Genomic DNA, 21,158 nt, shown 5'->3' on the forward strand with positions numbered 1-21,158 from the left:
CACGTGGAACACTGATATCCGTACGAATGTCCCTACGACTTACGCCGCAGCTTTCAGTGCAGCAACTGCCGGTGCGTAATCCGGTTCGCTGGTCACTTCGCTGACATATTCCACGTAAGTCACTTTGTTCGATTTATCCACCACGAAAACCGCACGGGCCAACAGTGGGATAGCCAATCCTTCCAGCAGCACGCCATAGCTGGTGCCAAAGGAATGATTGGTGGCATCGGACAGTGTCTGCATATTGGTAATGTTCGCTTCGGTACAGAATCGCTTGTGCGAACGGTAAATCGAGGTTGATTCGTGTAACACGCCACCTTATCGCGCCCAAGTTCTGCCAGGGCTTCTTCGAATTTTGGTCTGGGTACAAGCCACAGGAGTATCCAGCGATGGCACCACGCTGAACAGCTTTTATTTCGCCGGCGTGGTCTGCCAGTGTCACTTTGCTGACTGCGGAATTGGCACAGGAAAAATCGGGGGCAGCGTCGCCCACCTTGATTTCCGGGCCAACCAGAGTCATGGGATTGCCTTTAAACGTCACCGCACTTTCGCGTTTTTGCATGTCGATCCTTAAGTTGTAATCTCGTTAGTATAGTGGGATATTCCAAAGCAAATTTTCCGATTCAGTGCAGGATAGGCAAGTGGGGAAATCAACATTCCCACCGATTTGCAGGAAATGAAAATGAAGAAAAGATGAAAAGGCGAGAAACGCACCCATCGTGGGCGTGACAGGTTGCCTGGATCAGTCGGAATCTGGGCGGAAGGTTAACGTGGTGCCATCAGCATCTTTCACCACAAGGTTACCTTTCTCATCAAAAGTTAATGTTTCTACGTGCTCTTTGCGCCCACCAAGTTCTTTTTCGAGCTTCCACTTCACTTTGTTGTCTTCCATGATTTCGTACTTACCACGATAATCATCGCCGGCAATGTCGTAAAGCATGGTACCATCTTTGTTGAACTCCAGTTTCAGCAAACCAGCGGGAATATCCTGCCCTTTCACTTTGCCGGCAATATTGGCCCACTTGGTGCCGGGGAGTTTTTCTTTGTTCCCTTTGGCTTCTTTCTTGGGCTCTTGTTTCATTGGCTCTTCTTTGGGAGCTGCTTTTTTCACCTGAGCGAACTCCAGTTTGGTGCCATCGGAATCGGTCACAATCAGATTGCCATTTTTGATCTCCATCCCTTCGATGTGATCCTTGCGTGATCCAAGGTCTTTTGTAAAGAGCCACTTCACCTTGTTTTCTTCTAGAAATTCGTAGGTTCCTTCATACAGGTTCCCACCCACATCGTAAACCATTTTGCCATCTTTGGTGAATTCCAACTTCAGCAGACCGGCCTGAATCTTCTGACCTTTCACATCACCTTCAATGTTGGCCCATTTGGTATCGGCAATCAACTCTTTGGTAGTTTTTTTAACGACAGGTTTGTTCTTGCCACCAATTTGTTCAAACTCCAAGCCAGCACCACTCGTATCCGAAGCAGTCATTTTGTTGCCATTGATGACAATTGTTTCAATATTTTCCCGGCGACCACCAATGCTTTCTTTGGTAATGAGTTTTACTTTCTTGCCTGGGAGCAATTCATATTTTCCCTCATACGCCCTGCCGTTCAGGGTATAAACCAGTGTGCCATCCTTGTTGAATTCAAACTTCATAAAACCGGCTGCAACGGGAGTGCCTTTAATCTCACCTTTTAGGTTGACCCACTTCGTACCTTCGATCAACCCCTTGTTATCACTTTTTAATTCGGGATCTTGTTTCGGTTCAACTTTCGGCTTGCCCACAATTTCAAAATCAAGTGCGGTGCCGTCCTGATCGGTGACGGTCAGGGTTTTCCCTTTGATTGCCAGTTTTTCAATGTGTTCTTTGTTGCCACCGAGTTCCTGATCGAGCTTCCATTTAACTTGCTTGCCATCAATCACTTCGTATTTGCCGGTATATACCATATCGACAATCTGGTAACGCATGGTGCCATCTTTGTTGAATTCCAGTTTCAGCACACCAGCGGGAATTTTCTGGCCATTCACCGTGCCTTCCATGCTGGTCCATTTCGTTCCGGAAAGCTGCCCTTTCAGCTTGGCAGCTTCCTTATCTTCAACCTTTTCCTCCACATCCACCTGGGCAACCGCCAGATTGAACGCGAGCAGACCTAAACAAAGTGTGTATAACCAGCGAGCACGCAGGAACATAACCAAATCTCCCACCAGGGGTTTGCGAATACGCCACTATGGCAAAGTATTTTCTACAAATTTCGACAACTCTACCAGAATACACGATTCGGACTGTTACAAAACAGGAAAATTTACTGAAAATCCGTACGGTCGCACCCAAAATACCTGAGTTAGTGGAGAATGATCAATTCATCAAATACTCATTAAAGAATAATGAGCGAACAATTGTTCCTGGCTTAGGAATCGGGCAGATGCATATCAATTAACGGGTTTCAGTCACAAAGCTGCAAATTCGACTATTCCGGGGTGGCATACATGTTCATAATCTGGATCGCACCCTTCGACGAGATGGAGAGCTTTCCTTCTTTTGAAAGCTGGCGCCAATCTTTGATGGTGCCCGCCGAGGTGTTATTCAGCAGAACCACGACAGATTGATCTTTACGAACTAACTTCAGGCGATTCCAGTTGGCACCCATCTTCCCCTGCAGTGTCTGAGGAGGGTTGGTATTGGCCGACATGTTTCCATCGGGGGAAACAGTCAGAGTCCCCATGGGTGGGCCGTACCCGTAAGAAATCTGAAAGTCGGTCTTTTTGCCCGCTTCTGGATAGCGGAAGTCAAACTGCAGTTCACCATTGGCAAGTGGGGTTTCAAAAGTCAGCGGAATTGGCCGATCAGTGGCTTTTGTTCGCAAATTGCCACCACCGTACGACCATTGTTTTGCATGCTCTTTTGAAAATTCCCAGCCAGTCATATCCAGGCCATTGAACATCAGCAAGTGATCTTTGGCCAGTTCGGCAATTTCTGTTGCTTTGGGCTGGGTGCTGGGCAGTTCTTTGATGCGAATATTGCGAAAGTGACATTCCGCACCTTCCGACTCCAGTGCAATGTACCCTTTCCGTGGGCTCGATTTCGTTACGCCAGAAACCTCTTTGCCATTCACATGAAGCTTGACGCTGCCATTGATAGCTTCCACACGGTAGTGGTTCCATTCACCACCACCTTTGCAGCGACGTTCGCTGGGCAGGCACCGTGCCCAGCCCATCGGGTGGGGACGATCCGGCACGCACGTCGCACCCCAGATACTGAAAATGTCGCCGTGGCTTGTATAGGCATTCTCTTTTTCCAGATTCACCAGCACCTGAACTTCAATGCCACGGGTATAAGGCGAACCAATTGCGGGCAGCGGATCGCCCCAGATAAACAGGCCGGAATTGCCCACTTCTTCTTTGTTAATGTGCATCCACTCCATTTCCAGAATGAAGTTTTCATAATGTTTTAATGAACGCAGAAAGCCAGTGGGCTTTCCTGTGGTGATAATTTTTCCGTCTTTCACAAAAAAAGTACTGGGGTGGCAGTTCACATTGTGCCACCCACTGAGATCTTTCCCGTTAAAAATCGAAACAAAGCCATCTTTGTCTTCTGCAGTCGCCAGTGGCACGCAGAACAGCAGTGCGGCACATGCCCACCAATTGGGTTTTGCACTCATGGTGAATCCTCTGATATTTGTTGAACTGCTATTGTCCCACAAAAGAGTGCAAAAAGCACGAAATCTTCTATCGATGGAGAAAATGGAGTCGGTTTTAAGAATTGCCTGGATGAAAAGGTACGTGCCAGCAAGAATCTTAAAAAACTCTCACACAAGCCGCAAACGGATTCAATTTGTCGCTGCAGTGGCATGAATTTCAGTAATCATTGCTGTCGGCTCAATCGGCATGAGATGTTCTCCACCAGCAAGGTGGTAATTGTGGGCAGATTCGATTGCCCCACCCTTGACAGTTTTTGCATGTACGAAAACATGCGTGTATCCTAAGGTGCGGCAAAACCATTCGAACGCAGGGTAGAAATCTGCCCATGCTGCAAGGAGTTCTCCGATATTCGCGGAATCTGGATTGCCGTCGCCCGGCGTTGAGTTCTCTTCTTCGCCCACACTCCACCAGGTATCGGCCCGTTCGCGAAAGATGAGAAGCCCTTGCCCCTTGCTGATCCAAAATGCAACCGCAGACGCAAGCTGATCGCGGAACTCTTCCAGCCACCGCAACAGAGTCGCCGCTTTAGAAAAGCCCGTAGTATCGAGCCATTCTGCCCAGTCCCGCATTGCATTTGGTTCTGCGTTAAAGCTTGCAGCGAGATCTTCGGGTCGAATTGGAACCGATGTACCCGCAGCAGGCGAGGACACTCCGGTCTTTGATTGGCTGTCATCACATTTTGCAGTGAGTCGAGAGATCGTTTCTCGCAACGACATTACGATTTCCGGCACGACATTGCTGGAATCGACGAGAGTCCGCCACACGACTAATGGGCGGGTTGCCTGGAAACCACCAGCGTTAGCCCAGGCATCAATCACAAGATCCGTCAGCACAACACAATTCAGTTCAGTGAAATTGTCGAACGACAGGTTCATCGTTGCGAACACCGTCGGTTCGAAAGGTATCGCCCCCGCTGTCACCACAAATCGAACGCTCGGCGATCTGCTGCCTTGATCCCAGTTGAAAATCACCTCATCGTATCCGAGAGAGGCAACCAGCGCGGTGGCCTTTTTGGGAATTCTGGAAGCTAAGATCTGGCGTAACACTTCCTCGAGAGCTTTGCGATCATTGTCATAGCGATGACGGATCTTACTTCGGTAGTTTTCCAGAGCTTGTAAAGCGCTTGCCTGATCGTTGGACATGCCTGATAGTCCGTAACAAAGAAACACCATGCCGCATTTTAATAGGTGATTTTAGAAAAAAATACAGCAAAGTCGGATCAGTTTTAGTGCTGCGAATGGTACAGAATTTCTGTAACCAGGAGATTAGGACAGCCAAATGGCAAAATGGGGCTACAACCCGGATTCTTTACAAAGTCGATCAATTTAGTCTGGATTGAGGCTGCCCCACTTATTTGGTGCTGTTACTTTGCCATTCCGTGGGAATCGGATGCCGGGTTTCTTCATCCTCATAATTCCAATAGCCGACATTGTCTTCGTCTGGCTGCCAGGTAAACATCGCTGGTCGCCCATGAATCTTTGTGGGAAATGCCACGCGGCCCACTTTCGCATCAATCAGCGAAATCCCAAGAGATCTCAGTTCTTCCAGAATCTTTTTGTATTCCGATTCGATACTGGATATCTGATCGTTAACGGTGTATCGGCGTTCTCTTTCCTGCCACTCCAGCTCGCGACGGTGGCTTTCCAATCGGGCTTGTTCTGGCTGCAGTCGTTCCAGTTCATCCGATTTTTCAACAATATCGCGTACGATGCTGCGCACCAAAGGAAGCATCTGTTGAGCGGTGGTCAGATCGACCGATTGTTGATTCCTTGACGCATTCTTTACAGAACCGAAAGTACGTTTTGAATCGCTCATGATAAGCCTCCCGAGAAAGTTTGTTCTCTTCCTCTATTATTGCGGCACCCCCAAATTACCCGATTAATGGTTCGGTGGGAATGTCAGTAAATTAGACAGTGAAAATTCGAAGAAGGTTCGAACTTATTAGTCGTCTTTCCACAACACAAACGCCTCCAATGCGTAAAACTCTGGCAAGCCCAGTGCGTCGTACAATTGAGCCGTAGCACGGTTTCGCTCTTCAGCCCGCTGCCAGAATTCCCGTTTATCACTACCACCTGGGAACATAGCGCGGTCTTTTTGCGATTGGTGCCTGAAAATGGCCTCCTTCTTTTTCACCACCGTTTCCGGTGACAGTGGGACTGCCCGTTCAATCTGGTGCGGTTCCCACTCTTCCCATGCACCACGATATAACCATACCTCAAATTGCTGGCCTTTGCGGCGAACTCGTCTGACAGATTCGTAAATTGCCTCCGCACATAGTCGATGGGTACCATGTGGATCGGATAATTCACCGGCAACATAGATCTGTGCTGGCTGTAAACGCTCCAAAAGGGCGACAATGTCGTCAATATCTTCCGGTTGTACCGGCATTTTTGCTTTCGTACCAGTACGATAGAAGCGCAAATCCAGAAAATCCAGTTGTTCCGGTGGGATCCCACACGCCAGTGCAGCCGTGCGAGCTTCAGTTTCGCGAATTAAAGACTTGATTTTCAGCACATCGGGGCTGTCGTTCTGCCCTGGTAGCTTGGAATCCAGAAAATCCTGAATTCCCGCAATTACTTTTGCGGTTTCTTCCGCACCAATGTTGAAAAACTCATTAAAAGAGGCAGCGAAGTCGGCAAAACGACGGGCATCGTGGTCAAAAACGGCAACATTGCCGCTGGTCATATATGCAACATGCACTTTGTGGTGCTGTTCATGCAGACGAATCATCGTCCCACCCATACTGATGACGTCGTCATCCGGGTGGGGGCTGAACACCAGCACGGTTTTGCGAATTTCACCTGCAGGAAGATGGCAGATCGTCTTTTCACGATCATTAAATACCCGCTCTCCCAGTTTTTCGGCGGGCCCATGTTCACGAATCAGTTCAAACAGGTGGTGGTTGCGAAAATCATCCTCAGAAAGTTTTAATAAAGATTTCCCCACCTTCAGACTCAGCCAGATCACCGCTTTTGTGATCATGGGTGGGGTCCAGTCGACACTGCTCACTTCCCACGGTCGGCGAAAGAAACTCAGGTCTGCGGCAGCAGGTTCATCCAGCAAAAAGCGGGCGTCCTGGTGACTTTGTAGAAAACTGGCGGCAATCGCTTCTGTTTCCGGTTCTTCCAGTGCTTTTCGCACCACAGAAGCTTTATGTTCGCCAAAAGCGAGCAAAATGACCTGGCGGGCATCCAGAATGGTGCCGCACCCCATGGTAATGGCCTGCAGTGGGACGTTTTCTTCACCAAAAAATGCACTCGCAGCATCCCGCCGTGTGACGCGATCCAGAGTTACCAGTCGGGTGCGGCTATTGCGGGAGGATCCAGGTTCATTAAAGCCAATGTGGCCCGTTCTGCCGATACCAAGCACCTGCACATCCAGCCCACCTGCAGTGCGGATGGCAGCTTCATACTCATCGCAGTACCGTGGGGCATCTCCAGGAGAAATGGTCCCATCGGGTATGTGGATATTATGCTTCCTGATATTTATATGATTAAACAAGTTTTCAAACATGAACCGGTGGTACGAGTTCTGATCGTCCGGTTGCATCGGAAAATATTCATCCAGATTGAACGTGATCACATTCGAAAAATCGAGACCTTCTTCGCGATGGAGACGAATCAGTTCGCGATAGAGTTGCACAGGTGTTGAACCAGTGGCAAGCCCCAGCACCGTGCTACGCCCCGCAGCAGACTTTTCACGGATGATCCGCTCGATCAATTGTGCCGCATGCCGCGAAACTTCGGCAGGTGTACGGAATACTTGCGTCCGAATGCGTGCATTCGGGATAAACGTTGCAGCCATGAACCTCGATGTCCTCTCTGTTTCAGATTTTTTACGCAGATGTTGCCCGAGTTCAATTCATTCGAGGTATTTCTCTTCAGAAGGTACAGATTGACTTGGTTATCGCTGAGAAATCAGAATAAATGAGAGAGAAATGAGAAAAAGGAGGCCGCCCACCATAAAATGACGTTACAGCAAAGATCTTCTCTTAGCCTTCGCTTGTTCAGATGGGCTTCAAGTTGGGTGTCAATTATGTGTCGAATCATTCTGATCAGTGGGCTATGCCTGTACTTTGTGGGCTGCCAATTTGCACTGTGCGAAACCCGCACAGAACTGGAATATGCCACCGCACCAGTGGATAATCCGTTGAAGGGGTTAGTGCCATACCAAGGTGATCGGCGACAATTTTTCCCACACAGTATGGAGTTTAACTACATCCGGTATTCCGATCTGGTGCACGGATATCAACTGTTCGATTGGAAACCATTGGAGAAAATGCTGAACGACATTGCTTCCCGTGGGCATCAGGCGGTGGTGCGGGTCTACTTGGAGTACCCAAACAAAACGGGAGCAATTCCCCAGTTTCTGCTGGATGACGGTTTGAAACTCCACAAATACACCACCGACAACGGCCGCACCATATCGGAAACACCGGATTATGAAGACAGGAATTTACGCCGTTCGTTGCGGAATTTTATCGCAGCATTCGGCAGGAAATACGATGGCGACCCCCGCCTGGCATTTATGACCGCAGGATTGTTGGGTGCTTGGGGGGAATGGCACACCTATCCCAAAGAAGAGCTCTTTGCCAGTAAAGAAGTACAGAAAGAAGTGATGGATGCCTACGAGAAAGCATTTCGTACAACTGCGGTGCTGCTGCGCTATCCCGCAAGTTCCACCCATCCGCAGTATGCAATGAACGCAGAACGCCATTTTGGCTACCACGACGATTCATTCGCATGGGCAACACTCCATACCGGAAAAAAAGGCGATGAGTGGTTCTACATGACCACCTTGAAGGCAGCAGGCACTGCAGCAGAATCGAAGTGGAAAACCAAACCAATTGGTGGGGAAATTCGACCGGAAGCATGGGGCAAGGTTTTTGATGAATTACCTGGTACGAATAAGATTCAAAACTTTCACCAGTGCGTGGAAACCACCCACGCTACCTGGTTAATGGACAGTGGGATGTTTCGGAAAAATCAGCCCCAGGAACGGATCGATAGAGCATTGAAACAGGTTCAGCGGCTGGGCTACGAATTTTATTGTCCAGTGGTCACTATTAGCGAAGTAAGCAACAACACACTCGAAGTTTCATTAGAAATAGTGAATCGTGGTGTGGCACCATTTTATTACGACTGGCGAGCGCAGTGGGGTTTGCTGCACGACGGGAAAGAAGTCAAATTGTTTCCTGCATCAGGCAAACTAACAGGTTTGTTGCCGTCAGAGCCTACGCGAGTTTGGAAAAATACGCTCGATCTTGCTGGAATCGACGCAGGAACCTACAAGCTCGCTTTGCGAGTACCAAACCCGATGAAAGGCGGGAAACCTGTGCGGTTTGCAAATCGCACGCAGCAACTAGATGGTTGGCTGTTGCTGGACAACATTCAGATCAAATAGCCATTTGGTAGTGATTCCAGCTCATCACAGCGGGGGGAGTATCGTGCGAACAAAGTGGCGGCGTTACTGGCCTGTTTACACATTAGGCCTCATCTCGACGCTTCTGGTAGCGTTTAATTTTCTTGTGGAGAGATTGACGCAGGAACCTCCTAATTATTCTCAAATAGAAGATGGTCTCTGGCTGGGTGGGTATGTTGCAGAGCCACCTGAGAATACTGAAGCGGTACTGAACCTCTGCGAGGTACCCGATCAATATCAAGTGAAAGCCCACCAGTGGGAACCAATCCGAGATGCAGCACCCGCACCCACTTTGGAATGGCTACGGGGTCAGGTGCAGTTTATCAAAAATCAACGTGCGGCAAAGCGAACTGTGTACGTCCATTGCATGAATGGTGTCAGTCGCAGTGGTATGGTGGTAGTGGCCTATTTGATGGCACGCAATCAGTGGTCCCGCGATCAGGCAATCGCCCAGGTGCGTACAAAACGCCCTGGTTTACGTCCAAATCCAGCCTTTTTGCAATTGCTTCTCGAGTGGGAACAGGCAATATTCTCGAAATAAGCGGTCCCTGAAACCAATTTGCTTCCAATCAAGATTCTTAACGAAAAGTATATTACCAGATAAATAGTTGATAAGCCAACTATTCACCGAAGCACCTTGTTGCCACTTGATTACGATTCTGTTACAACTGAAACAAAGAAATGTGGCTCAAATCACATTTCAGAATCGCCCACGTCTTATTGCACATGTGTGGAAAGTCGTGGGGTGCTTACAGGCACTAACTTCTTACCAAACAAGAGGATACCCCCACATGAGCAATTTCGAAAGCCACGATCCTTATGATGATGGCGAACCACCTTATCATGCAAAACCTGTGTTTTCTCACTACTCGGAAGTTCCGTGGTATCGAAAGAGTGACAATTGTTCTGCACTGATTGTTGCCCACCTCGTATTAATGATCATCGGTGCAGGGATTCCCTTTATTGCCTTGTTGGGCCTGTTCACCTTTTGTGGATTGATTTTCGTTTGTTTCGTTGTGTTGACAGGACCGGTTTATTACAAAAAACGGCGAAAGGATGGCACTCTCAAAACGTGGGGAGTGGAAAACAAAATTGCCGCAGTAATCCTGTTGTTGCTGTTTGGCTTAGGAACAGTCTACTCCATATTTGGTTGAACCCTTTTCATCGCTGCTATTGATGCAGTCGGGGAATCTTGCAACGATACTAAACTTATTGAAATAGGAGAAATTCAATGTTGGCATTGATAATTGGCGCTGGAATTCTTGGATTGATCATCTCGTTTATGGATGATGGCGAATTTCCAGGGTGGGGAAAAATGTTGATTTGTGTGTTCGCCGCTCTCCTGCCGGCAAGTATTATTAATTACCTATTACCACCAGAACTGTTTTTTATTGGACTCACAGTCGGGGCAATATGTGCTACATTTGCCATTATGGCCACTTGCGGCATGACAATAAAAGAAGCTGCAATTGCTGCGGGTATCTACCTTGGCATCCAGATTGCATTGACTCTCGGAATTCGATCCATGTTCTAATAATCGCACTTTCCTAGCTCTTTTCCTCAAAGCCAGTTAGTGCTTTTGGTGCCACTGTTACAATTTGTTACACCAGACAATCCCTGTTACTGCTACAATCACATGCACCATTCAGTCGTAACTTCGGCAAGTAACAGGATGCAGAACGATGTGGCAACAACTCAGTTTCATGGCATTAGTGGCGATCGTATTTCCCCTGGGTGCCCAGCCGGCAGGTCCATTCACCAGCAAACCACCCCAGCTTGTTGATGTGGTACTGACTGATAAAAGCAAAGTTCGTTTTCAGATACTGGAAGAAAAGCTGCAACTGAAAACAGAATACGGTATGCTCGAAATACCTATGAAAGACGTGGTTTCGATCAAAATAGGATTGCGGATTAGCGAAGCAGAAGAAAAAATTATTGCCAATGCGATTGCTGATCTTGGCAATGCGGAATTTCGAACGCGGGAAGGTGCTGGTAAGCTCCTGAAAGAGTTTCGGGAAAAAAGTTTGCCAGCATTAAAGGTTGCATTGAATCATGAAGATGGGGAAATTTCCAAACGTGCGGAAGAAATCCTGTTTCAAATGGAAAATCTGATTCCTGAAGAGCGTCAGCAATTACCACCTTACGATGTGGTTACCACAAAAACTTCGAAAATTGCGGGCGTACTGCAAAAAGACACCATCCAAGCCAAGTCGATTGCTTTAGGTGAAGTGACCTTAAAGCTGGATTTCGTTGATTTACTGGATACCGGCAATCGAGAAGAAGAAAACCTGGCGAAACTTGCCGAACCAGCACCCACAACACTTACCACGCACCAGCAACATGTGGGCAAAACTTTTGTTTTTAAAGTTACCGGAAAGTTGGAAGGTGGTTCCGTGTGGGGCACCGATTTCTATACGTTGGATTCCGACCTGGCACGTGCGGCGGTGCATGCAGGATTGGTCAAACCTGGCCAGACCAAAATTATCAAAGTTGCTATTCTTGGCCCTTCGGTAAACTTTCAGGGCACAGAACGCAATCGGATTGTGTCCAGTCCTTACCAGAGCTATCCAGGGGCCTACCGATTCGTTAAGTAACTGTTGAAAAACTCAAAACCCTGCAGCGGCCCGAAGTTCCGCATTGGCCTTTACGGTAGCTGTTACAATTTTCTCTTCCCACTGTGGGTCTTCCGGGTGGTAAGGAAAAGTGATCCCACGCGAACTGTTAATAATCGCCCCCAGGTGGTCTGACCGAAAGGCACTCATTAAATCTTCAGATTTACCACCCTGGGCACCATAGCCAGGCACCAAAAACCAGACCTGGGGGAGCAGCTGTCGTAATTCTGCCAATTCCGTGGGGTGTGTTGCACCGACAACGGCACCGATGGAGCCAAGCGAACGAGCACCGACAGTGGGGGCGTTCCATCTCGCAACTGCTTCTGCCACATGAACATAGAGCGGTTTTCCGTCTGCGATCAAGGATTGAAACAGGTGGGAACCTGGATTGCTTGTCCGCACCAGAATAAACAACCCACCACCAGCAGCCTGTGCGGTACTGACAAAGGGTTCCACCGCATCCTCACCCAGATAAGGATTTACGGTTAGAGCATCTGCCTGCCAAACCGGTAGCTGATTCCCTTCAAGCATCATGCCGGTAAAAGTGGCTTCGCCATAGGCCGTTGCGGTGCTGGCAATGTCCCCACGTTTGGCATCCAGAATCACAATTAATCCCGCAGCACGTGCGTAATCTATAACTTGCTGCTGTGCGGCAAATCCAGCGGGGCCGAGTAGTTCAAAAAAGGCACTTTGTGGTTTCACCACACCCACATGGGGTGCCACCAGATCAATCACTTTTTTGCAGAATTGAGAAACTCGGTGCGAAATTTCAGCTAAGTTCTTTTCTTGTAAGGATTTAGTGAAAGAAACCGGAAGTGATTCCCAGCGGGGGTCCAGCCCAACACATAGTGGGGTGCGTTTTGCCAACACCGCACCTGCAAGACGATCACCAAAACTCATGAATTTTTCACAAAATGGGTGGGCGGTGTTACGAAATTACAAAATTTGATTACTTGCCAGCTTTGTATTCAATCAATTCCAGCACTGCTTCCTGGGTGCCCAGGGTAAAGCGGAGCTTGACAATACCAACGTCTTTGGCAAACCAGTAATCCACCGTGGTCTTGGAGCTGCCAATCTTCATATCTTTGCCAGTGACGTGCAGGGTTTCGTATTCCTTGTCGCCAATTTTCACTTTTTCTTCATCAACGGTGAATGTGCCTTCAATCTCTTGCTTTTGTGCGGTGCTTTTCACTTGCCAGGTATCGCCCTTTTTGGCACCCGCTTTCAGGAAAAGGATCGGCTGATCGGGAGTCACGCCATTTACTGAGTAACGCATCACACCTTCTGCAGTAACAGCAACCAATTCAGTGGCAGCGTCTTTCCCACCCATGCTGGTAACCAGTTTCAGGCAGGAAACACCTTTCACTGTCTCTTTTCCAGCAACTTTCACTTCCACCGGCCCGCCAGCAACCTGGTATTTCCATACAGATCCTTCTTTCAGAGGATAGTACGGATTGGTGACAGGTGTATCCGCAGAACCCTGGGCAACCAGCGCCGAGGTTCCGATCAGCAGCACGGAACAGGTGAAGAACAATCGCAGCATGAACAGCTCCCTAAGCACATTATGAACCAAATTAACTACGTTATGATACACGATTTCGGTTCGCTGGCTAGAAACTTCTGATTCAGCAATCGATTGAATGTGGGGCAAAATTGTTCGAACAAATCCTGTGAATTGCAGCCAGTCCACGACATGTGAAAGGGCGGGCGATTGCATTTAGCCACATCGGGCAGATTATTTCTTCGGAGTGAGCTTTTCCAGCAGGGCATCAAACTCAGGTGCCACTTTGGTCGCTTTTTTCTTCAGATTCTGCAAAAATTTCAGTGCGACTTCTGCGAAATGCTTTGGCTTGACCACCAGTTCCTGTGCAAGCGAGGCTTCTTCTTTGGAAATGATTCCGTTGCCCAGAATGTTGTCGTGAATCGCCTGCAAATAGAATTTGTCGAATGCAGTCAGGTCGATTTTCTTACGAGCTGCAACCGCACGCAGATCGGTCAAAAACGCCACTTCATCGCGAGTCAGCATTTTGTCTGCATACAGCGACTTTTTGATCAGCTTGATCTCGTCTGCTTCAATCACACCGTCTGCCACTACCAGGTCAATCACTAATTTGCGAAAATCGGCCATGTCTTATTCTCCCTGTAATCGAGTCAAAAAACCATTAATGAAACGTAGTGTCTCAAACGGAATGATGTTAAAAAAATTTGTGCTTAACCATGAATGCACAATCATAATGTTTAAGTTATAACAATTACGTAAAACGCAACACCATCGTTATGCGAGGAAGTAAATAATACTGTGGGGAAAGATGGCCAGTTAACACCGGAGCAGTTGCATGAGGCAGCTCTACAATTAGAAAAAGGTGTGCCGACAGCAGCCCGCCTTGCTGGGATGGTGCCGCAAATTTACGCTCAGTTGTTGTGGGATCGTCAGGACCCAGGCCTTCACTCATTCTGGGGCCTCGCAGCAAACGAAGATGAGTTGGCCGGAAAAGAAATTGTCGCCCCGGCAATCTTGAGTGTGCTGGCAGAAATTGCCGATGTTCCACTGGATCAGGTGGGGGTACCTGCTGGTTTGCAGCACACGTATGGCTATCTGTTGAGCTCGCTGCTCACTGAGTATGGTTATAAGCGAAATCGGTGGTTTCTGGACAGCATCGACGACTTATTTGGTTTCCCCCACGCAGTGGTCTGTGCGGAACCAGAGCATGGGACGTTGTTGGGAAATGTGACCAGTCTCCTGTTAAGGATCATCCTTCGAGATGAGCCAGAATTATCACATGAGGTGCTGCAAATCCGCACCACAGCCGATCCGTTGATTCAACGTATCTCCATACAAAACATGCACTTAACAAGAATTGTAGAATCTGCCCGTGTGCGGGACAAACATGGCCGTTTCTGCCAGTTACGTTGCATCACCGACCTGGTTCCGTTTCCCGCTGGAGGGGCCTGGTTGATCTATGCCATTCAGCAACCAGCCACTGACCAACTGCCAAAACTGATCACTGCCTTTCCCGTTTCACAAAGCACCTACGATACAATGCGGACGGGACCTGAAATCCTGGACCCAGCGATGGTAAAACCACGCTATAACGCGGTATTCCCAGGTAGCCAGGAATGGCCAGTATTTGGTTCCCGCATCAGAATTGAATCAACACCAGGTAAACCAACGCCAGCACCGAACTGAGGCCAAGCACTTTGATTGATTTCGTAACTCGTTGATACTTCGCAGATGAAATATGAGAATCAACTAATATCCCTGAGGTTACTTCAAATTTCAATTCCTGCATGGTCAGTTGGTCGCACGCATTAGCAAATTTCTCAGGATCATCGAGTGGGTAGTGCACACTGATCGATGCGGGGTGAAAATGTTTGCAATGGCTCAGCGCGGGATGAACGCCTTTGCGGCGAAAAGGAATGATGCACAGAAAAGCCAGAATCGAGGAGTAAAGCATCACCAGCAACCACGCAAAAAAGCAGAAAATTGCCACGTAGAACTGAACTGGTTTAGGATCGGCAACAGATTTTAAATACCCATTGAGCGAAGGAATCAGCAAGCCAGCCAATGCACCGGAAACTGTCAGAACTGCGGCTGCTTTGGCATCGGCAAAACGGATCCAGCCCGCAATAATCTGATAGATATCGATGTAATTTTCCACTTCCAACGTGGTGCTGACTGCTTTGCGTTCCTGTGTTGTCGCGTCGTTACTCATTACTCGCCTGTAGAAATGGGATTTCGGACAATATTTGCTGTAAAATAACTTCAAGTGATGGTATTGTAATAACTCCAGACACTGTGGGAGGTTGGGCATGTTGTGGGGAACTCGTCGTCAATGGTTAAGCTCTGCCGGAAATGGATTTGGACTGCTGGCGTTGAACGCACTGTTGGCTCAGGAAATGACTGCTCAGGAAGTGGCAGGTCAGGCACATCCACTGGCACCCAAAAAGCCGCACCATCGCCCCACAGCTAAGGCGTGTATTTTCCTTTTCATGGAAGGTGGGCCAAGCCATCTGGACACATTCGACCCGAAACCACTGCTGAATAAATTGGCGGGCAAACCGCTTCCAGATAGTTTTGGCAAAGTAATCACTGCCATGGGGGAAACGAAAGCTCCCCTGCTGGCCAGTCCGAGAAAATGGACGCAGCACGGCAAATGTGGCACATGGGTGAGTGAATTATTGCCCCACACAGCAGAAATGGTTGATGATATTGCGGTAATTCGTTCCTGTGTGGCAGACGGGATTAACCATTCGGCAGGTGTCTGCCAGATGAATACGGGCTCGATTCTGGGTGGCAGGCCATCGTTGGGAAGTTGGGCCACATACGGACTGGGGACCGAGAACGCCAATCTGCCCGCCTTCGTGGTGATGCAGGACAATCAATCGCAGGTCACGAACGGCCCACGCAACTGGAGCGCGGGCTTCATGCCTGCCGTTTATCAGGGAATCCGCATTCAAGGTGGGCAGGAACCTATTCCCAATCTGAACACTCCTGAAGGGGTTACTTCTGCCCAGCAGCGTGGAAAGCTGGATCTGTTGAAACAGATGAATCAGCGATTTGCACAGGAATTCCCACAGCAGACTGAACTGGATGCCCGCCTCAACAGTTATGAACTGGCTTTTCGCATGCAGGCAGAGGCACCGGAAGCCGTGGATCTGAGCAAAGAGACCAAAGAAACCATTTCTCTCTACGGAATTGAGAAAAAAGAAACTGCTGCGATGGGGCGAAACTGCCTGCTTGCCCGCAGACTGGTAGAACGTGGGGTGCGGTTTGTACAGATTTATCATGGTGCAGGCAGTAAGTGGGACGCCCACAGTAAGCTGGAATCGAACCACGGTGGGCTGTGCAAAGCAATGGACAAACCCGTGGCAGCACTGCTGCAAGACCTGAAACGGCGAGGCTTACTGGAGAGCACCCTCGTCTTCTGGGGTGGGGAATTTGGCCGCACACCAATGAGCGAAAAAGGTGATGGTCGCGACCACAATCCGACTGGTTTTACGATGTGGATGGCCGGTGGTGGGGTAAAAGGTGGGCAAGTAATTGGCAACACCGACGACCTGGGCCTGCATGCTACCGAGAAACGGCTACACGTGCACGATTTGCATGCCACGGTGCTCCACATGATGGGCATTGACAACATGGAGCTTGTCTACAAGTATAAGGGACGACCGGAACGCCCTACCTTGAATGAAGGGGAAGCTTACCTGCCTATCCTCGGCTAGTTATTCACACCCTGATTATCCTCTCTCGATCATGAATAAATTCTCATTCGTTACCGTATTACTGTTCTGTCAGGCTTGTGCTGCCCAGGATCGGCTGGTCCCACTGCCGTACAACAATCCTACTCTGGTGGTAGACCTGGGCGTGGGTTTGTGGGCCTGGCCCGTGCCGTGTGACGCGGATGATGATGGCGACTACGATCTGATTGTTTCCTGCCCTGATAAACCATCCAACGGAGTTTGGCTGTTCGAAAATACCACTGGTGACACGAAAAAGCAGCCCAGACCCATATTTCAGCCTGCCCGCAAGCTGAGTGCAACAAAACACTACGTGATGCCCAGCTATCTTCCCGATGGCATGCGGGTCTGCACGCCGGGCACAGAACACCCTAATTTTGTGAAAACAGGTATCCGCGAATCCATCCCGCTGGGTGTACCCGCAAATTTTAATCGTCCCCTGAAACCCGATCAGACTCGTGGGCCAAAAATTCGCCACCGGCAATGGCGACTGGTTGATTTTGATGGTGATGGTAAGCTCGATATTGTGACTGGCATTGAAGATTGGAGCGAATACGGTTGGGACAATGCATATGACGCAAAAGGGGGCTGGCAGAATGGTCCTTTGCACGGTTTTGTATTCATCCACCGTAACATGGGAAGTAACGAGCAGCCGAAGTATGCAGCACCGCTGAAATTGCTGGCGGGTGGCAAACCGATCGATACGTACGGTTGCCCAAGCCCGAACTTTGCTGATTTCGACGGTGATGGCGACCTCGATTTGCTGTGCGGAGAATTTCTGGATCGGTTGACCTATTTTCAGAACATTGGCACCCGCACAGAGCCCAAATATGCTGCTGGTGAGCGTCTGACTGATCAGCGCAAGTTGCTTATTGCCATGGACTTACAGATGATTGTGCCCATTGCTTTTGACTGGGACCGCGATTCCCACATCGACCTGATTGTGGGAGACGAAGACGGTCGAGTTGCCTGGATTCGGCACACTGGAAAACTACACCCAGACAACACCCCCATCTTCGAACAGCCTGTCTATTTTCAACAGGTGGCCGACACCTTGAAATGTGGGGCACTGGCCACACCAGTGGCATTCGACTGGGATAACGATGGCGATCAGGATATTCTGTGCGGCAATACTGCTGGTTACATCGAATTTTTTGAGAACCTGGTTATTGATAAAGACAGTTCCTTGCCCAACTGGGCCGCACCGAAACGCCTGGAAGTGAATGGCAAACCATTTCGTGTGATAGCTGGTCCGAATGGCAGCATTCAGGGACCTGCCGAAGCCAAGTGGGGCTACACCACATTTTCTGTGGCCGACTGGGATGGAGACGGCTTACCGGATATTATTCTCAACAGCATTCTGGGCAATATTGTCTGGCTGAAGAATGTCGGTAAGTTGGGTTCGCCACAACTCTCTGCACCGCAAGCAGTTACGGTCGCATGGCAACATGAAGCTCCCCACCTGCAGTGGGGATGGCGAAAACCACACGGCAATGAATTGTTAACCCAATGGCGTACGACACCTGTGGTGTACGATTTCAATGGAGATCAATTACCCGATCTGGCCGTGCTGGATACAGAAGGCTACCTTGCACTGTTCGAGCGAAAAATGCAAGGTGGCAAACGGATTCTTCTGCCACCCAAACGTGTGTTTGTGGATGAGAACAGCCAACCACTTCGTTTGAACAGCCGCACGGCAGGTGGTAGTGGCAGACGCAAGTGGTGCGTGACCGATTGGGATGGCGATGGCACCTTCGACCTGTTGGTGAATTCCGCCAACGCCGACTGGTATCGTGGCATGGGCGTCAAAGAAGGTAAATGGCACTTCGCAAAACCAGTTACGTTGGCCAAACAGAATATTGAAGGCCACGATGTCAGCCCCGCAGTGGTAGATTTTGACAATAATGGCATCCCGGACTTTCTGGGAGGCGCTGAAGATGGACGCTTGTACTTACTGAAGAACCCGCGAAAAAAGTAACTGTAAAAGGCATCTGGGCAGTAGGGGTGATCGCTATTTTGCAAAAAAGTAGAAAATTTTTTAAATTCTTATCTGACAATAACTTATATCCGAAAACTGTTTCTAATTTTCACGAAAAATTTGCCTGAAAATCTATGACAAGGATATATTATATTAAGTGAAAGCAGTTTCACTGTCACTGTAGCACCAAATTTGTTGTTTGGTGTTGATTATGGGACTACCGAAGAGATACGACGATGACCGTTGCAGACATTCGCAAAGAATATACCCAGCAGGAACTGACCGAAGACAGCGTGCTGGAAAGCCCATTTGCCCAGTTCGATCAGTGGTTTAATCAGTCACTTGCTGCGAATGTGCCAGAGCCTAACGCAATGACGTTGGCCACAGTCAACGAAAGTGGGCAGCCATCCGCCAGGATCGTGTTGTTGAAAGGATACGATGTGCGTGGGCTGAAGTTCTTCACGAACTATCTCAGCCGTAAAGGTTTAGAACTTGCGGGTAATCCCCATGCCGCACTGGTATTTTTTTGGCCAGAACTGGAACGCCAGGTGCGTATCGAAGGCACTGTGGTAAAGGTTTCGGAAGAGGAATCGGACGAATACTACCACAGCAGGCCACGCAACAGCAGGCTGGGTGCGTGGGCATCTCAGCAAAGCGAAGTGTTAACAACCAGAGAGGAACTGGCCGCACGCCAGGAAGAATTCGACCGTCGTTACGCGGGGCAGGAAATTCCCCGCCCCCCACATTGGGGTGGGTATATCCTGCAGCCAGTGATGTTTGAATTCTGGCAGGGAAGACCAAGCCGCCTGCACGACCGCATCGTTTATCAATGGCAGGCAGGTAGTTGGCACCGACTGCGGCTATCCCCATGAGTGTTTCAAGCAATTTAGTTCAGCATCTTTCAATTGAATAAGGAACAGAACTGATGCACCGAAGAGAATTTCTAGCTGCTTCTGCAGGCATGCTCGCAGCGTTTGGGATTAGCAATACCGCAGAACCAAAACGAATTATTCTGCGCTCATCATGGCAAACGGAAAATATTGGCGACATTGCCCACACACCTGGGATGCTGACCTTACTGGAAGAACACCGCCAGCAGGATGTGGTAACTCTCTGGCCCAGTGGTCTGAGTGAAGATGTAGAGCGATTGTTGCTGAAACGTTTTCCCAAGCTAACCATCGTCAAAACTACTGCGGAAAAACAAGCCGCACTCCAGGCGTGCGACTTTTTTCTGCACGGTTCTGGCCCAGGACTGGTGGGAGCGAAAGATACTGAACTGGCACGCACCGCGGGCAAGCCTTACGGTTTTGCAGGTGTAACACTTTCCGATGCAGAATTGAAAACGCACCGCGAACTGCTGGCGAATGCCAAATTTGTTTACACTCGGGATAGCGATTCTCTGAAGGCACTGCAGGCCACAGGCATCAAAGGCCCCACAATGGCATTCGGGCCGGATGCCACCTTCGCCCTGGATATCCATGATGAGAGTGCTGCGGATAAATTGCTCAAAAAGTATCAATTGGAAGCGGGAAAGTTTCTCTGTGCCATTCCCCGCCTGCGCTGGACACCTTATTGGGAGATTCGTCCGGAACGGGTGAAGCCCAACCCAGAACGCAGTGCGGTGAACGAGGCTTTTGCCGAACGCGACCACGCCAAGATGCGGGAAGCCATAATTGCCTGGGTAACCAAGTTTGAACAAAAAGTGTTTCTGGTTCCTGAGATGACCTATGCGGTCACTCGGTTAAAGCCATTACTGTTTGATCCGTTGCCAGAAAAAATTAAGCAGCACGTGGTAGTCATGGATCGTTACTGGTTGACTGCTGAGGCTGCCAGCGTTTACGCACGTGCGGCTGCGATGATCAGTTTCGAACAGCACTCACCCATTATTGCCGTTGCGAATGGTACACCGGCGATGCTGCTGCGGCAGCCCACTGATACCAGGAAAGGGCAGATGTGGCGTGATATCGGACTGGATCGCTGGATTTTTGAAATTGATGATGCCACGGGTACCCAGATTGCTGATCGTTTGCTGGAACTAGGGAGTGATTTGCCCAAGGCACGCGAAGTAACAAAAAAAGCTCACCAATTCACTTTGGAGAAAATGGGCAAAATGGTGGCTGCGATTGGCTGAGCCAGGCATCTTGCTTCGCACCTTACTGATCAGATTCTGACACATTAGGCAAACTGGACAATCTTTCTTTAACAGTTCATCCAG

The 21,158-nt window shown here is 49.1% G+C and carries 20 protein-coding genes; 10 read left to right on the plus strand and 10 right to left on the minus strand.

Annotation, left to right across the window (positions count from 1 at the left end):
* Positions 1-39: 39 nt before the first annotated feature.
* From R3B84_14465 to nagB, 6 genes are all read right to left on the minus strand, one after another.
* Positions 40-312, minus strand: coding sequence for a redoxin family protein (locus R3B84_14465; protein MEZ6141771.1), 273 nt, complete (start codon positions 310-312; stop codon positions 40-42).
* Positions 313-742: 430 nt separating this feature from the next.
* Entirely contained in the window at positions 743-2,185 is a 1,443-nt protein-coding gene (locus tag R3B84_14470) for a hypothetical protein (protein ID MEZ6141772.1), read from the minus strand.
* A gap of 278 nt (positions 2,186-2,463) precedes the next feature.
* Positions 2,464-3,654, minus strand: a complete 1,191-nt coding sequence (locus R3B84_14475) for a DUF1080 domain-containing protein (protein MEZ6141773.1) — start codon at positions 3,652-3,654, stop codon at positions 2,464-2,466.
* Positions 3,655-3,822: 168 nt separating this feature from the next.
* A complete protein-coding gene (locus R3B84_14480; GenBank protein ID MEZ6141774.1) occupies positions 3,823-4,836 on the minus strand; it encodes a hypothetical protein in 1,014 nt (337 codons plus the stop codon).
* Positions 4,837-5,044: 208 nt separating this feature from the next.
* Positions 5,045-5,509, minus strand: coding sequence for a DUF2203 family protein (locus R3B84_14485; GenBank protein MEZ6141775.1), 465 nt, complete (start codon positions 5,507-5,509; stop codon positions 5,045-5,047).
* Between the two features lie 126 nt (positions 5,510-5,635).
* A complete protein-coding gene (nagB, locus tag R3B84_14490; GenBank protein MEZ6141776.1) occupies positions 5,636-7,555 on the minus strand; it encodes a glucosamine-6-phosphate deaminase in 1,920 nt (639 codons plus the stop codon).
* A gap of 174 nt (positions 7,556-7,729) precedes the next feature.
* Here nagB and R3B84_14495 point away from each other — a divergent pair, with 174 nt between their 5' ends.
* The 5 genes from R3B84_14495 to R3B84_14515 all read left to right on the plus strand — a co-directional run bounded on the left by R3B84_14495 (position 7,730) and on the right by R3B84_14515 (position 11,709).
* Positions 7,730-9,097, plus strand: coding sequence for a DUF4832 domain-containing protein (locus tag R3B84_14495; protein MEZ6141777.1), 1,368 nt, complete (start codon positions 7,730-7,732; stop codon positions 9,095-9,097).
* Between the two features lie 43 nt (positions 9,098-9,140).
* The gene (locus R3B84_14500; protein MEZ6141778.1) at positions 9,141-9,656 is read left to right on the plus strand and encodes a dual specificity protein phosphatase; all 516 of its coding nucleotides are present in this window, start codon (positions 9,141-9,143) and stop codon (positions 9,654-9,656) included.
* Positions 9,657-9,906: 250 nt separating this feature from the next.
* Positions 9,907-10,269, plus strand: a complete 363-nt coding sequence (locus R3B84_14505; protein ID MEZ6141779.1) for a hypothetical protein — start codon at positions 9,907-9,909, stop codon at positions 10,267-10,269.
* Positions 10,270-10,346: 77 nt separating this feature from the next.
* The gene (locus R3B84_14510) at positions 10,347-10,649 is read left to right on the plus strand and encodes a hypothetical protein (GenBank protein MEZ6141780.1); all 303 of its coding nucleotides are present in this window, start codon (positions 10,347-10,349) and stop codon (positions 10,647-10,649) included.
* 148 nt (positions 10,650-10,797) lie between these two features.
* Positions 10,798-11,709, plus strand: a complete 912-nt coding sequence (locus tag R3B84_14515; GenBank protein ID MEZ6141781.1) for an LCCL domain-containing protein — start codon at positions 10,798-10,800, stop codon at positions 11,707-11,709.
* Between the two features lie 12 nt (positions 11,710-11,721).
* Here the strand turns inward: R3B84_14515 and pyrF are convergent, their stop codons facing one another.
* The 3 genes from pyrF to R3B84_14530 all read right to left on the minus strand — a co-directional run bounded on the left by pyrF (position 11,722) and on the right by R3B84_14530 (position 13,855).
* Entirely contained in the window at positions 11,722-12,627 is a 906-nt protein-coding gene (gene pyrF / locus R3B84_14520) for an orotidine-5'-phosphate decarboxylase (GenBank protein ID MEZ6141782.1), read from the minus strand.
* Between the two features lie 49 nt (positions 12,628-12,676).
* The gene (locus R3B84_14525) at positions 12,677-13,270 is read right to left on the minus strand and encodes a hypothetical protein (protein ID MEZ6141783.1); all 594 of its coding nucleotides are present in this window, start codon (positions 13,268-13,270) and stop codon (positions 12,677-12,679) included.
* Positions 13,271-13,462: 192 nt separating this feature from the next.
* Complete coding sequence (locus R3B84_14530) at positions 13,463-13,855, minus strand: hypothetical protein (GenBank protein ID MEZ6141784.1); 393 nt, start codon at positions 13,853-13,855, stop codon at positions 13,463-13,465.
* 171 nt (positions 13,856-14,026) lie between these two features.
* Between R3B84_14530 and R3B84_14535 the strand changes: the two genes are divergently transcribed.
* Entirely contained in the window at positions 14,027-14,914 is an 888-nt protein-coding gene (locus R3B84_14535) for a hypothetical protein (GenBank protein MEZ6141785.1), read from the plus strand.
* On the opposite strand, the gene R3B84_14540 is transcribed toward R3B84_14535, so the two are convergent.
* Complete coding sequence (locus R3B84_14540; protein MEZ6141786.1) at positions 14,868-15,440, minus strand: hypothetical protein; 573 nt, start codon at positions 15,438-15,440, stop codon at positions 14,868-14,870. The two genes, R3B84_14535 and R3B84_14540, sit on opposite strands and share 47 nt — an antisense overlap.
* Before the next feature lie 97 nt (positions 15,441-15,537).
* Here R3B84_14540 and R3B84_14545 point away from each other — a divergent pair, with 97 nt between their 5' ends.
* The 4 genes from R3B84_14545 to R3B84_14560 all read left to right on the plus strand — a co-directional run bounded on the left by R3B84_14545 (position 15,538) and on the right by R3B84_14560 (position 21,074).
* A complete protein-coding gene (locus R3B84_14545; GenBank protein ID MEZ6141787.1) occupies positions 15,538-16,950 on the plus strand; it encodes a DUF1501 domain-containing protein in 1,413 nt (470 codons plus the stop codon).
* A 31-nt stretch (positions 16,951-16,981) separates the two neighbouring features.
* Positions 16,982-18,943 (plus strand): FG-GAP-like repeat-containing protein, encoded by a 1,962-nt coding sequence (locus R3B84_14550; protein MEZ6141788.1) that lies wholly within the window; start codon positions 16,982-16,984, stop codon positions 18,941-18,943.
* 236 nt (positions 18,944-19,179) lie between these two features.
* The gene (gene pdxH / locus R3B84_14555; protein MEZ6141789.1) at positions 19,180-19,815 is read left to right on the plus strand and encodes a pyridoxamine 5'-phosphate oxidase; all 636 of its coding nucleotides are present in this window, start codon (positions 19,180-19,182) and stop codon (positions 19,813-19,815) included.
* Positions 19,816-19,868: 53 nt separating this feature from the next.
* Positions 19,869-21,074 carry a polysaccharide pyruvyl transferase family protein gene (locus R3B84_14560; GenBank protein ID MEZ6141790.1) on the plus strand — a complete coding sequence of 402 codons (1,206 nt, stop codon included), beginning with the start codon at positions 19,869-19,871 and terminating at the stop codon, positions 21,072-21,074.
* Positions 21,075-21,158 lie beyond the last annotated feature (84 nt).

The sequence above is a fragment of the Zavarzinella sp. genome (assembly GCA_041399155.1).
In the GTDB taxonomy this organism is placed as follows: domain Bacteria; phylum Planctomycetota; class Planctomycetia; order Gemmatales; family Gemmataceae; genus JAWKTI01.